This window comes from Streptomyces sp. NPDC017246, assembly GCF_044331325.1.
Lineage (GTDB): Bacteria > Actinomycetota > Actinomycetes > Streptomycetales > Streptomycetaceae > Streptomyces.
Window position 1 is genome coordinate 61,721 of sequence record NZ_JBIRMW010000010.1, and the last position, 14,608, is coordinate 76,328.

General features: G+C 71.1%; 12 protein-coding genes. 7 read left to right on the forward strand and 5 right to left on the reverse strand.

Annotated features, from left to right (window positions below):
* Positions 1-1,142 precede the first annotated feature (1,142 nt).
* Positions 1,143-3,623 carry an RICIN domain-containing protein gene (locus tag ACH4MY_RS23260; RefSeq protein WP_398005639.1) on the forward strand — a complete coding sequence of 827 codons (2,481 nt, stop codon included), beginning with the start codon at positions 1,143-1,145 and terminating at the stop codon, positions 3,621-3,623.
* A 75-nt stretch (positions 3,624-3,698) separates the two neighbouring features.
* Here the strand turns inward: ACH4MY_RS23260 and ACH4MY_RS23265 are convergent, their stop codons facing one another.
* The 3 genes from ACH4MY_RS23265 to ACH4MY_RS23275 all read right to left on the reverse strand — a co-directional run bounded on the left by ACH4MY_RS23265 (position 3,699) and on the right by ACH4MY_RS23275 (position 5,799).
* Complete coding sequence (locus ACH4MY_RS23265) at positions 3,699-4,214, reverse strand: hypothetical protein (RefSeq protein ID WP_398005640.1); 516 nt, start codon at positions 4,212-4,214, stop codon at positions 3,699-3,701.
* A gap of 54 nt (positions 4,215-4,268) precedes the next feature.
* Positions 4,269-5,510: a hypothetical protein gene (locus tag ACH4MY_RS23270; protein WP_398005641.1), complete on the reverse strand. Its 1,242-nt coding sequence runs from the start codon at positions 5,508-5,510 to the stop codon at positions 4,269-4,271.
* Positions 5,511-5,643: 133 nt separating this feature from the next.
* Positions 5,644-5,799, reverse strand: coding sequence for a hypothetical protein (locus tag ACH4MY_RS23275; RefSeq protein ID WP_398005642.1), 156 nt, complete (start codon positions 5,797-5,799; stop codon positions 5,644-5,646).
* Positions 5,800-6,263: 464 nt separating this feature from the next.
* Between ACH4MY_RS23275 and ACH4MY_RS23280 the strand changes: the two genes are divergently transcribed.
* From ACH4MY_RS23280 to ACH4MY_RS23305, 6 genes are all read left to right on the forward strand, one after another.
* The gene (locus ACH4MY_RS23280; protein WP_398005643.1) at positions 6,264-6,683 is read left to right on the forward strand and encodes a hypothetical protein; all 420 of its coding nucleotides are present in this window, start codon (positions 6,264-6,266) and stop codon (positions 6,681-6,683) included.
* Positions 6,683-8,182: a sensor histidine kinase gene (locus ACH4MY_RS23285; RefSeq protein ID WP_398005644.1), complete on the forward strand. Its 1,500-nt coding sequence runs from the start codon at positions 6,683-6,685 to the stop codon at positions 8,180-8,182. The genes ACH4MY_RS23280 and ACH4MY_RS23285 overlap by 1 nt, the downstream gene beginning before the upstream one ends.
* On the forward strand, positions 8,112-8,774 hold the full coding sequence (locus ACH4MY_RS23290) for a response regulator transcription factor (protein ID WP_398005829.1): 663 nt from the start codon (positions 8,112-8,114) through the stop codon (positions 8,772-8,774). The genes ACH4MY_RS23285 and ACH4MY_RS23290 overlap by 71 nt, the downstream gene beginning before the upstream one ends.
* A 471-nt stretch (positions 8,775-9,245) precedes the next feature.
* Positions 9,246-9,848: a carbonic anhydrase gene (locus ACH4MY_RS23295; protein WP_398005645.1), complete on the forward strand. Its 603-nt coding sequence runs from the start codon at positions 9,246-9,248 to the stop codon at positions 9,846-9,848.
* 89 nt (positions 9,849-9,937) lie between these two features.
* The gene (locus ACH4MY_RS23300; protein WP_398005646.1) at positions 9,938-11,479 is read left to right on the forward strand and encodes a SulP family inorganic anion transporter; all 1,542 of its coding nucleotides are present in this window, start codon (positions 9,938-9,940) and stop codon (positions 11,477-11,479) included.
* A gap of 145 nt (positions 11,480-11,624) precedes the next feature.
* Positions 11,625-12,623, forward strand: coding sequence for an NAD(P)/FAD-dependent oxidoreductase (locus ACH4MY_RS23305; RefSeq protein ID WP_398005647.1), 999 nt, complete (start codon positions 11,625-11,627; stop codon positions 12,621-12,623).
* A 64-nt stretch (positions 12,624-12,687) separates the two neighbouring features.
* On the opposite strand, the gene ACH4MY_RS23310 is transcribed toward ACH4MY_RS23305, so the two are convergent.
* Together ACH4MY_RS23310 and ACH4MY_RS23315 are read right to left on the reverse strand one after the other, a co-directional pair.
* Complete coding sequence (locus tag ACH4MY_RS23310) at positions 12,688-13,290, reverse strand: helix-turn-helix domain-containing protein (RefSeq protein WP_398005648.1); 603 nt, start codon at positions 13,288-13,290, stop codon at positions 12,688-12,690.
* 154 nt (positions 13,291-13,444) lie between these two features.
* Entirely contained in the window at positions 13,445-14,608 is a 1,164-nt protein-coding gene (locus ACH4MY_RS23315; RefSeq protein WP_398005649.1) for an acyl-CoA dehydrogenase family protein, read from the reverse strand.

Genomic DNA, 14,608 nt, shown 5'->3' on the forward strand with positions numbered 1-14,608 from the left:
CGAGAGCTCCGTGGGCGGAGACGTGCCCCACCGGTTCGGCTTGCGCGGCACGGCGCGGTTCCCGGGTCGGTCCCTCGGCGCGGGGTCAGGTTCTGGCGGTTGTGCGACGCCGCCAGTCGCCAGGAGCGCCACTACCGCCTCCCATGAAGTCGACGGAGTAGGTGTCGTTGTCACGCACGACGGTGCCGGCGGCATCGGTGACGGCGTCGGGTGTCCTGCGGGCGATGAAGCCACGCCTGGCGTCCTCGAAATCCTGCGTGTCGGAGAACGGGAGCCGGTCTTGGCCTGCTGCTCGGTGATGGCCGGCTGTGCGGCCTTCGATGCCGATGACATAGCGCTAGATTCACACCATGAGCCGATAGAACGTCGCCTTGACTCGCCCGCCTGTCGCGGTGGGTCCGTACCTCTGCGTGGATGTCGAGTTCGCCGTCCTCAGGCCGCGGCTGGATCGAGGACGCGGTGGTACGGACACGGGTCAGGCCGCGGTGCGCCGGGCGGGGCTCGACGGTTTCGGCCCGGTCAACGTCACCCCTGAGGCGGGTGACGGCTCGTTTCCCGGTGCGCTCGCCTCGTCCGACCTCCGCCCGTGCGAGCCGCAGCGCTGTGTCGGCCCGTCCCGACAGGAGTTCCGTCCAGGCCGTCAGGACCGGTGCGTCGGCGGCGTGACCTTCCAGGGCGCGCAGCGCGTCGTCCAGGCGGCTTGCGTACAGGGCCAGTTCGGCACGTGCCGTGCGTACCTCGTGTTCCGCCTGCCGGTCACCGAGCGCGGCAGGTGCATCGGGATGCTCCTCGGGGTGGTTGCGGGGAGCCCGGACGCTAGACAGACGCCGTTGCTCGGGAATTGCAGCGGCGAGAGTGACGGGTCCGGCTGGTCCGGTCCGAACCGTCGTACGGTGCCTTCCCGTGAGCGACTGGCCGTGCCCGCATGCTCGGCGCGGGGCGTGCCCCGGTGACGGAAAGTCCAAGCGCCTCGGCGGTTCATCCCTAGGCGTCGTGGGGGGCGGGCGAGCAGCCTGAGTGCCGCCGAGCGCTTCCCCGCCGGCGGGTGGACAGCCGGTGAACGGGCTGCCGCGCGCCGTCGCCGAGGACGCGGGGCATCCCAGGAGCCGCCCCCCTCTCGGCTCCTCCGATCAGGGAGAACCATGATCACTCCTCGAAGCAGACTGGCCGGAGCGCTCGCCGCCGCCGCGCTGGTCGTCACCGGCGCCGGAGCGCTGGCGACTCCCATGGCGGCCGCGGCGCCGACCGCCGCCTACACCGTCACGGTCGGCGCCAAGGGCTCGTGGACGCACCCCGACGACACGCCCGCCGGCGCGTACATCGACAAGGACGGCACCTTCTACTTCCAGCAGGCCCACGCGTTGTACGGGGCGAGTGATCCCCGCACGTGGTCCTTCTTCACCGGAACGAACCTCGACACCGCCACCCGGTCCGGCGCCATCAGCGACGCGGTGAACCCGGCCAACTCCAACGACCGAAACAACGACACCACCTGGCGCTGCAACAACAGCCCGACGGGTGTGGAGTCCACGCAGGCGCCCTCCACCGGCTCGTACGCGCACCGCAACTACTGCGACCTCGCCGGTGTCTGGGTCGACCCGGACACCGGCGACTGGTACGGACTCGTGCACAACGAGTTCACCCCGCAGCCCTTCGGCGACGGCGTCCACTACGACGGCATCGACTACGCCGTCTCCAAGGACCAGGGACGTACGTGGACCATCAAGGACCACGTCATCACCTCGCACTACAGCACCGACCGCGGCGACACCGCCGGCTTCCCGCAGCAGACGTACCACTACGGCACCGGTGACCAGCGGCTGTTCGTCGACACGGCGTCCGGCTACTTCTACGCCTTCTACGGCTCCCGGATCGTGAACAAGGGCGGTGGCTGGGCCGCGTTCTACGGGCACGTCGCCCGAGCCCCGATCTCGTCGAAGATGGCGCCCGCCTCCTGGCAGAAGTGGTACGACGGCGCCTGGTCCGAGCCCGGTGTCGGAGGCCGCGAGAGCACCATGGTCCCGGTCGGCTCCGGCAGTACGACGGGCTACACCCCGCCGTCGAAGGAGTACGACCCCGCCAACAGCGGCACCGTGAGCCAGCAGGTGGCCGCCGGTCTGACACCCCCGACGTCCCCGCTGTTCGTCATGGACATCACGTACAACGCCCATCTCGGCCTGTACATCGGCCAGCCCCAGGCGGTCGACCAGAGCGGCAACGCCTCCCAGGAGATCTACGCCACCGACAACCTGGCCACGCAGAAGTGGTTCCGTCTCGGTGACACCGGCGGCTACAAGAACGCCTCCTGGTACCGCTGGTTCCTCGACAGCGCGAACAAGACCGGTTCCGGGATCGTCGGCAGGGACTTCCGCTCGTACTGCTCCTTCGGCTGCTCCAACGGCACCAGCAGCGAGTACGTCAACCTGTCGATCGGCACCACCCAGCCCGCAGCACCGGTCGACACGACGAAGGCGTACCGCATCGCCGCCACCGGCGGCCGCGTCCTCGCCCAGGTCTCCGGCGGTTCGGCCACCACCTCGCTCGCCGCCGCCACCGGCTCCGGCCTGGAGTCGTGGGTCTTCACCTCGAACGGCGACGGCTCGTACCGCATCGCCAACTCGGCTTCGGGTCAGCTCCTCGGCGTGGGCACCACCTCCACCGCCACCCGGGCCTGGGGCACCAAGCCCACCGCCACGGCCGTCGCGGCCGGCGGACCCACCGTCGGACAGCAGTGGTTCGTCCTCCGGAGCACCTCGCCCGCCACCGGCGCGGCCACCGGCACGTACAAGATCGTCAATCGCTACAGCGGCCTCGTCATCGGGCTCTCCGCGGAGTCGGGCCGCCTCGCCGAGACCACCCCCACCCGCAGCTGGAACAACACCACCGGCAACGCGGTCGGTGGTACCCGGACGGCCGGTGAGCAGGTCCTGACCCTGACCCCCACCGCCCAGGCCCCCGAGACGGTGGCCGTCGGCAACCCGGGCAACCGGACGACGACCCTCGGCAAAGCCGTCTCCCTTCAGCTGGAGGCCACCGACTCCGCCGGGAAGCCCCTGACCTTCACCGCCACCGGGCTTCCCGCCGGGCTGAGCGTCAGCTCCGGCGGACTGGTCACCGGCACCCCCACCACGGCGGGCACGTCCACGGTCACCGTCACCGCGTCCTCCGGCAGCGCCACCGGCACGGCCACGTTCATCTGGACGGTCGCCGCCTCCCTCGACGGAGTCCGCACCCTCACCGCCGCGGGCAGGGCACTCGACAATCCCGACCACAGCACCACCCCAGGCACCCAGCTCATCACCTGGGCGCCGACCGGCGGCCTCAACCAGAAGTGGAACCTCGCCCAGCAGGCCGACGGAACCTACACGCTCAAGAACAGCGAGTCCGGGCTGTGCGCCGACGTCGAAGGCGGCTCCACCGCAGCCGGCGCGAAGATCATCCAGTGGACCTGCACCAACGGGGCCAACCAGCGCTGGAACATCACCCGTCAGGCCGGCGGCACCTCTACGGTCTCCTCCGCGGCGAGCGGACTGCTCCTGACCACCGCCTCCTCCGCCGACGGCGCCCGCGTCACCCAACAGCCCGACACCGGCTCGACATCGCAGCGGTGGACCGTCACCTGATGCCACCGCGTCCGTGACCGGCACGCCGGGCCCCCGCGCAGCAGCAGGGGCCCGGCGTGCCGTCACACCATGTGCTCACACCACGGCCACGGGCTCCAGATCCGCGATGTCCGCGAGGGAGAGGTTCATCTGGTCGTGAAGGAACCGCACCATGGTCCAGTGGGGCAGCGCACCTTCGTCGAACGGTCCGAATTCCTCGCGGTACAGCGGGATCCAGCGCAATGCCTCTTCCAGTGCCTGTTCGCGCCCCGGCCCCTCCTGGTATTCCTCGTAGGCGATGCTGCGGTGCTCGACGAAGAACCTTCCGGGAAGCCGCTCCTCGCACAGCGCACGGTATTCACGGGTCTGCAGGATGAGGTAGTGCCATATCTCGTCGATGTCCTGCTCGACCGGCAGGAACAGGCCGCTGAGCCGCTCCCGGTACCGGGAGACGAGGTAGAGATACCGCAGGCATTCGGTGACCTGACGCTCCACGAATTCCCGTGGCGCGTCCGGGGTCCTGTCCATGGAATACCTCACCACCTCGGCGTACAGCGCGTCCCCGAGAAGGTTCTTGATGTCGTCGGCGGAGAGAGCTCGTCCGCTGGTCATGGCGCTCCGGTTCCTGGAGGGACGGGGAAAGGTGAAGCCATAAGGGGCGGGTCGTCAGGCGCCGTCGTCGGCGAGCCAGGCGTACTTTCCCGATCGCCCGACGGGAATGTGTTCGCGGTGCTCGATCCGGCAGCGCCGCCCCGTCAGTTCTCCCACGGCCCGCCGCAGCGCCGCCGCCTCCGCGGCGTCGACGGGCTCGTCGGTGAACGTCGTGTACCGCAGGGTGGCCTCCGCCTCGCCGTGGAGGTGAAGCCGGTGCAGGAAGACCTGGGCGGACGCGTCGCCGACGATCCGGTCGAGGTCACCCTGGGCGACCGGCCCGTCCGGCGTGCCCAGCAGCTCCTTCTCCCGGCCGCAGAACTGGATGATCGCCTCGGGATCCGGCGTACCGTCCAGGGTGCGGACGCAGTCCCCCGAGCGGTAGCGGACCAGCGGCATGTAGGGGTTGCGCACGCTGGTGACGATGAGCTGGTGGATCGTGCTCCCGGGTGCCACCGGCAGGAGTTCCACGCTCATCCCGTCGAGGTGCGGCCAGTACCTGCCCTCCCGGTCGCTGAAGTACAGGTAGCCGAGCTCCGTGCTGCCGAACAGGTCGATGACCGGGCAGTCGAAGTGCCGGCGGAGGAAGCGCCGTACGTTCACCGGGGTGTACTCGTAGGCGTGGACGATGCTGGCCGGCGCGGGGAAGGCGTCCCACAGGTCCCAGGCCACGGCCTTCCGCACCAGGTGCGCCAGGTGGTAGCCGGAGCAGTCGAGGTGGTACCGGCCCTGCGGGTGCTCGCTCCGCGCCCGGTCGATCTCGCCGAGCATGCGCAGCACGTCCTCCCGGTCCCACTGAGCCGGGTCCAGCCGGAGGTTCAGGTAGCAGGTGCGCTCGTCGAGCCGGCGGTCGTCCAGGGTGGGTACGGGCCCGGGCTCGGTCCCGCGGCGGGCGGCGTTGACCCGCGCCACGTGCTCCGTCGCGAGCACCGTGGTCAGCGAGACGCGTCGGCAGCCCGACTCCCATGTCTCGGCGATGTCGGGGTGGGTCCGCCACAGCTCGTAGTAGGAGTGGAGGAGGAAGTACGGAGGCCGGATGATCCGCATCCGGGCGTGGTTGGTGCCGGTGGACAGGACGAACTCCGCCTCGCCGGACTCCAGCGCCGTCGCCAGCCGAGGCGTCATCCAGTTGCCGGGGAAGCCGCGCGCGATCTCCGGCTTGTCGAGCAGGGGGAAGTACCCCTTCGCCAGGGACTCCTGGTAAAGGGGTATGTCGCGGATGTGCTCGATGACCTCGGCGGTCGGCTGGCCCTTCATTAATTCCTTCTCATCATTCGCATGGTTGAGGAAGTACGGGATAAGGGGGACCGGAGCCGGGCGCCCGGGAACTCGCTGTGGTGGAGGAGAAAACTCTCACAGAGTTGCTCCCGGGCGCCCCCTTTGCGGCAGGTCAGGAGATACAGCCGGCCTTCGGCGCCGCACTGATGCAGCCGCTCTTGGGCGCGGAGCTGATGCAGCCGTTCTTCGCGGCCTGCTGGGCCGAGTTGGCGGAGAGCCAATTCTGCCAGACGTTGTCCGTGGCCATCTTCTTGATCAGCTGTTCCACAGGTGCCTCCGGTAGTGGTACGGAAGGTTCACTTCGACGGGCCGATGATGAATGGATTGCCCCTCGACCCGCTGGGTGAATTTAGAAGTGCGGTCGAGCGACTGTCAATGAATGGCAAAGCGGAATCGTGGAAAGCGGCCCCGGCGGGGCCGGCTTCGGCGCGATTCCGCCGCACCGGACAGGTGCGCCGGAGCCCCCTCGCGGCCCCGGTTCGCCGCACACCGTGACAGGGCACGCCTCGCCCTGACGGGCAGGTGGGGACGGGTGTGACCGCACCGGACGGCTGCTGTGCGGGGGACTGGCGGCGTCCTCGTGGCCGGCCGCGGGACACCCCGGCCACCCCACATCATGAGAATGCTCTCCTCAAGTCGGCTCCCTGGACTAGACCACGGCAGAATGGTCTGATGTTGTGGCGCAGGGTGGGGCTGGTGTTGGGAAGCGGAGTCGGTTTACCGGCGTTGCTGGTGTTTCTGTTCATACAGCTCTGGCCGGGACAGCACGAGTCGCCCTCCATGGGCCCCGCGGTCGTCGTGCCCACCCCGTACGTGCCCGTGCCCACCCCGCACGTGCCGACGCCCTCGGCCACCGCCCCGTCCCACTCAGCACGACCTGCCGGCGCGCCGCCTCCCGCCTCCCCGCACCCACCCTGCTCCGGCGGCCGGGCCGTGCGGGCTCTGCCGCCGCCGGAGGTCGACGACGACATCTGGGACGCGCTGGACGACCTGGACGCGTGGGACGGCCTGGACATGCTGGACGGCCTGGACATGCTGGACGGCCTGGACGTGCTCGACGCCCTGGAAGGCCCGGACGACCCGGACGACATCGAGGACGGGACGGCGCCCGGGTGCTCCGAGGGAGAATCCGACGACGAGCGGGGCGACTGATGTTCAGGCCCTCGATCAGCGCACGGTCCCGGATCGTGGGCTGGATGCTCCTGCTGCTCAGCGCGGCCCTGGCCGTGCCCACGGTGGGGATCACGATCGTCTGGCGAGCGGAGCTGGACCACCAGGTCGACGTGCAGCTCCGCTCCGAGGCCGACACGCTGCGCGCCTTCGCCCGCAGCTCGCGCGACCCGGAGACCGGTGAGCCCTTCACCACGGGAGCCGCGTTGCTGACGGCGTTCATGACGGTGCACCAACCAGGCCCGGACACGGCCTTCTTCAGCATCGTCGACGGGCGCGCTGACCGGCGCAGCCACGGCCCGGTTCCGGCTCGGCTGGACCGGGACCCGGCGGTGGTGGACCTGCTGGCGGAAACGGCGGACACCGGCATCCGGTGGCTGGACTCCCCGGCGGGGAAGGTTCGCTACGGCGTCGTCCGGGTCCACGTGGAGGGTGACCGCGCCGACACCCGGCTCGCCCTGGTGGCCTTCCGGGACCGGCAGTTGAGGCGGGAATGCCACCTCGCGCGCACCCTGCTGGCCTCCGGATGCCTCGCCCTGCTGGTCGCGGGATCGGCCAGCTGGCTGGTGGCGGGCAGGATACTGGCTCCGATCCGGTTGGTCCGGCAGACCGCCGAACGGATCGGCGAGACCGATCTGACGCAGCGGCTGCCGGTGCGGGGCAGCGACGACGTGGCGGCGCTCGCCGAGACGTTCAACCACATGCTCGACCGTCTGTCGCACGCCTTCACCACACAACGCCGCTTCCTGGACGAGGTGGCGCACGAACTGCGCACCCCCATCACGGTCGTCCGCGGACACCTGGAACTGATGGACGACGACCCCGACCACCAGCGCCGCCAGACCCGCGCCCTGCTCCTCGACGAACTGGACCGGATGAGCCGGATCGTGGAGGACCTGCTGCTCCTGGCCCGGGCCGAACGCCCCGGCTTCCTCACCCTCGGCCCGACCGACCTCACCGACCTGGTCGTCGACGTGGCCGCCAAGGCACAGGCGCTCGGGCGCAGACGCTGGACGGTGGCCGAGGTCACCGATGCCGGCGTGCGCCTCGACGAACAGCGCGTGACCCAGGCCCTGATGCAGCTCGCCGCCAACGCGGTCAGCCATACGGGCGAGGGGGACACCATCGAGATCGGTTCGCGCCTGAAGGACGGCCGGGTACTGCTGTGGGTGGCGGACACGGGGCCCGGCGTGGCCCCGGAGGACCGCGAACGGATCTTCCAGTGCTTCTACCAGGCCGGCGCCGCGAACCCCACCGGCACCGGCACCGGCATCGGCATCGGGCTCGCCCTGGTCCGCGAGATCGCCCAGGCCCACGGCGGCGTCGCACACGTCGAGGACGCTCCCGGGGGCGGCGCGCGCTTCGTCGTCGACCTTCCCGCACTGCACCCCACGACGGAGGGAACCCATGGTGAGCAGGATCCTGATAGCGGAGGACGAGGCAAGGATTGCCTCCTTCGTCGACAAGGGGCTGCGCCGTAGCGGGTACGTCACCCGGGTCGTCGCCGACGGCGTCTCCGCCTACGAACACGCGCGTGGCCAGGACTTCGACCTCCTGATCCTCGATCTCGGACTGCCGGGCCACGACGGGCTGACCGTGCTGCGCAAGCTGCGGAGCGCGCGCAGCACCCTTCCCGTCGTCATCCTGACGGCGCGCGACACGGTGAGCGACATCGTGGCCGGCCTGGAGAGCGGCGCCGACGACTACGTGCCCAAGCCCTTCGCCTTCGACGAGTTGCTGGCACGCGTACGGCTGCGGCTGCGCCGCGAGGAGCCGTCGGAGAACCTGCTGCTGCGGGTGGGCGACCTGAGCCTCGACCTGCGCACCCGCCGGGCACACGTGGGCGAGCGTGTCAGCGACCTGTCCGCCCGTGAGTTCGCGCTCGCCGAGATCCTCATGCGCAATCCCGACCGTGTGCTCTCCCGGGAGCAGCTGCTGAGCCAGGTGTGGGGGTTCGACTACGACCCCGGTTCGAACATCGTCGATGTCTACATTCGCTATCTGCGGCGCAAGATCGGAGCCGAACGGGTCCAGACCGTGAGGGGCGTGGGCTACCGGCTCCGGTCGTCCTGATCCCGGGCGGGAGGTACGCGCGACGCCGTTCCCCGGGGCGGGCCGTGGCCGACGGCACGGTCGCCGTGGCGGCCGGCGGCGCGGGCGGACTCCGCATGCCGGGGGCGGGCTTCGGCATGCCGGGGACCGGTCTCCAACCGGTGGCGGGTCGGCACCACCGCACGCGATGAGAGCTCTCTCACCGCCGTCTCACGGTCACCTCATCACCCGGACCGAGACTGCTTCCCACGGGTGAACCGCGACGCGGTGCCCGTGCACGGCGCGCACGGTCGCCGCGGTCCCCGTCCGAGCCACGGGTGCCGCCGCACCGACAGCAGGTAAGAGACACCCCGGCAGCTCTGCGACGCGACCACCCGCACCTGTTCTCTCACCACCCCGGCCATCCGCGGACCACGACGGCCCGGTCCCGGCCGGGGTGGGACCCGCCCGGCGCGACGAGCCACACGCCCCTTCCGTACGGAGGACACTCCTGTGCAACGACTCATCGACCATGCCCGCACCTACCCTTCCCGCTGCGGCGGAGCGGGTCACGATCTGCGGAGGTTCGCGGACGGCCAGCGGCCCACCGTCATGTTCATCACCTGCTCCGACTCCCGCGTGGTTCCCACTCAGTTGACCGGCACCGGACCGGGCGAGCTGTTCGAGCTCCGCACCGCCGGGAACATCGTGCCGGCGTACGACCCGGACGGCCCGACGAGCGAGATGGCGACGATCGAGTACGCCGTCAGCGTCCTGGAGGTGTCCGACATCATCCTCTGCGGGCACTCCCACTGCGGCGCCGTCGGAGCGCTCGCCCGGGGGGAGGACCTGCGGACCCTTCCCGCGGTGCGCGGCTGGCTCGGCCGGTCCGCTCCCGCGGGCGGCGCCCTCCACGACCTCGGCGACTTCGGTCCCGACGTCGCGCGACCCGTACAGCGCCATGTGGTGGAACAGGTGGCGAAGCTGCGCGACTACCCGTGTGTGAGCCAGGCAGTCAGTGAGGGCCGACTCGGTCTGCACGCCTGGTACTACGAGGTCCACACCGGCGCCGTACAGGCCCATCAGCTCTCCACCGGAACCTTCTCCTCCCTGTGACAGCGGTGTGCGTGTGCGTGTGCTCACGTCTGCGCGCGCCGTCCCCCGCCACCGACCACTCCCCCCACACTCCTAGGAGCTGACCCCCCATGTCCTCTCCACCTCTCCGGTTACGGCCGGACGTCCTGTCCCGCGACTTCCTCGCCTCGGTCGTGGTGTTCCTCGTCGCCGTGCCCCTGTGCGTCGGCATCGCCGTCGCCTCCGGTGTCCCCGCCGAACTGGGCCTCGTCACGGGAATCGTCGGCGGACTGCTCGTCGGCGCCATGCCGGGCAGCTCGTTCCAGGTCAGCGGCCCGGCCGCGGGGCTCACGGTCCTGGTGTACGAGGCCGTGACCCACCACGGCGTCGCGGCGCTCGGGATCCTCGTCCTGGCGACGGGCCTGCTCCAGATCGCGCTCGGTCTCGTCCGCTTCGGCCGGTGGTTCCGCGCGATATCGACCGCGGTCGTCCACGGCATGCTCGCCGGCATCGGCCTCGTACTGATCTGCGGCCAGCTCTACGCCCTGGTGGGCGTCCGTGCGCCCGGCAGCGGTCTCGACAACCTGCTCGGGCTGCCGAAGCTGTTCACGCGGATCGCGGACGGGGCCCCGACGCTGTCCTCCTGCGCGATCGGCGCCGGCGCCATCGCCGTCCTGATCCTGTGGAAGCGGCTTCCCGGCCGCCTGCCCCGGCTGCTTCCCGGGCCGCTGGTGGCCGTCGGACTGGCCACCGTCGCGATGGCGGTGCTGGACCTGCCCGTCGCCACCATCGAGGTCCGGGGCCTGGCCGACTCGCTCCGGCTGACGGGCCTCGACGACTTCGGGCTCCTGGCGGAGCCCGCACTGCTCGGCGCCGTACTCGCCTTCACGCTCATCGCCTCGGCCGAGTCGCTCTTCAGCGCCGCGGCCGTGGACCGGATGCACGACGGCCCGCGCACCCAGTACAACAAGGAACTCATCGCCCAGGGGGCGGGGAACACCGTCTGCGGCCTCCTCGGCGCACTGCCCATGACCGCCGTCATCGTGCGCAGTGCCGCCAACGTCCAGGCCGGGGCCCGGACCAAGGCGTCCAGGATCCTGCACGGGGTGTGGCTGCTGCTGTTCGCGGCCCTGTTCCCCGCCGTGCTCGGTCTGATCCCCGTGGCCGCCCTCGCCGGGGTGCTCGTCCACGCCGGAGCCAAGCTCGTCCCCGTCACCACCTTCCGCCCGCTCTGGCGCGAGAACCGGGGGGAGGCCGTGGTCCTGGCCGCCACCGCGCTGGCGATCATCGCCACGGACATGTTCATGGGCGTCCTGCTCGGTATCGGGATGGCCGTGATCAAGACGGCGTGGGAGACCTCCGCCGTGCGCCTGGACATCGTCGAGCACGAGGACCGCATCGCGGTCGCCTTCGGCGGCAGCGCCACCTTCCTGCGGCTGCCCCTGATCCTCGACACCCTGGAGGCCCTGCCGAAGGACCGGCCGGTGGAACTCGACCTCTCGCGACTGCGCCACCTGGACCACGCCTGCCGCACCGCCCTGGAGGCGTGGACCGCCCACAACAGCGCCGCCGTCCGGAACCCCGAAGAGCCGGCGGACGGCCCACCGCGCGAGCCCGCCCTCGCCGCCGCCACCCCGGACGGTGAACGGGCCCCTCGCGCGGCGGGAGGCTAGCCGAGGGTGAGGGGCCGCCGGCCGCGCGACGCGCCTCCGCGGTGTCCCCCGGCCGGCCGCCGCCGGTGCGGTCCGTCCCGGAAACGGCAACAAATATTGTTCGGATTTCGGGACGGGCCGCACCCTGGCGGTGGAGGTGATCGCCATGACCGGCGCCCACAAGGAAGACAGTGACCGAACCTCGTACGACGTGATCGTCATAGGCGGCGGGGCGGGTGGGCTCAATGCCGCGCTCGTACTCGCGCGGGCGCGGCGCAGTGTCGCCGTCGTCGACTCGGGGGAGCCCCGCAACGCTCCCTCGGCCCATATGCACAGCTTTCTCTCGCGTGACGGTGTGCCGCCGCTGACCGTGCTGGAGACCGGACGCGCGGAGATCGCGCGCTACGGAGCCGTACGGATCGAGGGGCGGGTGGACCAGGTGGAGCCCCGCGACGGAGGCGGCTTCGTGGTGCTGCTGGACGGCGGTGCCTCGCTCGACGCGCGGCACGTGGTGCTGGCCACGGGGCTCCGCGACGAGCTGCCCGAGATCCCCGGGGTACGGGCGATGTGGGGCGAGGACGTGCACTTCTGCCCCTACTGCCACGGCTACGAGGTACGCGACGAGAAGATCGTCGTCCTCGGGGTGCACCCGGCCTCCGCCGGGCAGGCGCTGCTGCTGCGGCAGTGGTCGCACGACGTCGTGTACGCGACGCACGACCGGCCGCTCACCGGCGAGGAGCGCGAGCGCATGGACGCGCGCGGCGTCGAGGTCGTCGAGGGGCGGGTGTCCACCCTGCTGAGCAAGGACGGGCGGCTGCACGGGGTGGAGTTCGTCGACGGGCGCACCGTGGAGTGCGCCGGCGTGTTCCTGTTCCCGAGGATGACCCCGAACGACTCGGCCTTCGACGGCCTCGGCTGCACCCGCGACGAGCAGGGCTGGCTGGTCACCGACCGGGCCGGGCGCACCAGCCGCCCCGGCCTGTGGGCCGTCGGCAACGTGGTGGACTCGCGCGCCCAGGCCGTCACGGCCGCCGGTATGGGAGCCGCGGCGGCGTTCGCCCTCAACCACGACCTGGTGGACGAGGAGATCGAGCGCGATCTCGCCGCGCACCGTGCCGCCGCCGGCCGTGCCTCCGACGCGGGAGAGCCGGTCTCCGCGGCCTGATCTCCCGCTTCCCCCACCGGCGTCCGTCTCCCCGCGCCGCCTCCGTTCCGCGCCCGTCTCCGACTCAGTCGTCGGAGGCGGGCGTTCGGCGTGTGGGCCGGGCGCGGACGTGCATCCGCTCGCCCTGGCGCCCGAACAGGCTGAGCACCTCGACCGGGCCGTGCCCGGTGCTGCCGAACCAGTGCGGCAGCCGGGTGTCGAACTCGGCGACCTCGCCCGGGTCGAGGACGATGTCGTGGTCGGCGAGCACGATCCGGAGCCGCCCGGAGAGCACGTACAGCCACTCGTATCCCTCGTGGGTGCAGAGCTCCGGGGTGTCGCGGCTCGCCGGCAGCACCATCTTGTAGCTCTGCAGCGGGCCGGGCTGCCGGGTCAGCGGCAGCACCGTGTTGCCGTTCACCGCGTGCGGTTTGAGCCGGACCCTCGGGTCGCCCACGTCGGGGGCGCCGACCAGTTCGTCGATCGGGACCTGGTGGGCCTGGGCGATGGGCAGCAGCAGCTCCAGGCTGGGGCGGCGCTGGCCGGCCTCCAGGCGCGAGAGGGTGCTCTTGGAGATGCCGGTGACCTCCGAGAGGGCGGCGAGGGTGACACCGCGGGCGGTGCGAAGTCGCTTGAGTCGGGGACCGACGGCGGACAGGGCCTGGGCGATGGACGAGGGCTGCTCCACACCGTCAATTAGATCGATCCGTTCCGGAATCCGCAAAGAGAGGTGCTGTTTTCGGACGCTGCCGTGCACCCGGCCCCGAGGGCCGTCGCCGGACGCCTGCGCCCCGCCCCGGCGTACGTCGGAGGCGGGGCGGGGCGGGGCGCACGGGCGTGCGTCAGAGGCCCAGCGAACGGCCGATCAGCTCCTTCATCACCTCCGTCGTCCCGCCGTAGATGGTCTGCACCCGGCTGTTGACCCACTCACGGGAGATCGCGCTCTCCTTGAGATAGCCGAAGCCGCCGTGGATCTGGAGGCAGCGGTTGGCGATGTCCACCTGGAGCTCCGTCGTCCACCACTTCACCTTCGCGGCGTCGGTCACCGAAAGCCGGCCCGCGTTGAGTTCGGCGACACAGTGGTCGAGGAAGACCCGGGCGACCGTCAACTCCGTGTCCATGGTGGCCAGTTGGAAACGGTTGTGCTGGAAGCTGCCGATGGGCTGCCCGAAGGCCTCACGGGTCCGCGCGTACTCCAGGGTGTCGGCGAGCATCCGCTCCGCCGCGCCCACCGCCACCGTCGCGATGCTGAGCCGCTCCCGGGGCATGCCGGCCATCAGGTAGGCCAGCCCGGCGTTCTCCTTGCCGAGCAGGTTCTCGGCCGGCACCCGGCAGTCGTCGAAGAACAGCTCGCAGGTGTCGCTGGCGTGCCAGCCCAGCTTCTCCATCCGCCGGCCGCGGGTGAAGCCGGGCGTGCCGCGCTCCACCACCAGCAGGCTGATGCCCTGGGCACCCCGCTCGGGCGCGGTCTTGACGGCGACCACGACGACATCGGCGTTCTCGCCGTTGGTGATGAAGGTCTTCTGCCCGTTGAGGACATAGGAGTCCCCGTCGCGCAGGGCGGTGGTACGGATGTCGGCGACGTTGGAGCCGGCGTCGGGCTCGCTCATCGCGATGGCCGCGACCAGCTCACCCGCGCACAGACCCGGCAGCCAGCGTTTGCGCTGCTCCTCGGTGGTCCGCTCGGCGAGGTAGGTGGCGATGACGTCGTTGTGCGCCACGAAGCCGGGCGCGGTGGCCCGGGCCCACATGATCTCCCGCGAGAACACCGCCGGGTAGCGGTAGTCGGGCTCGCCGCCCCCTCCGTACGCGGGGTCGACGCCGATGCCGAGGAGCCCGGCCCGCCCGGCCGCGCGCCACACCGCGCGGTCGACGATGCCGTCCCGCTCCCAGCGGGCGTGGTGCGGAAGGACCTCCCGCGTCAGGAACTCCCGGCAGGTGTCCCGGAACTGCTCGTGCTCCGGCTCGTACCGCGACGCCGGGCGGCTGCCTCTGCTCTGTGTCAC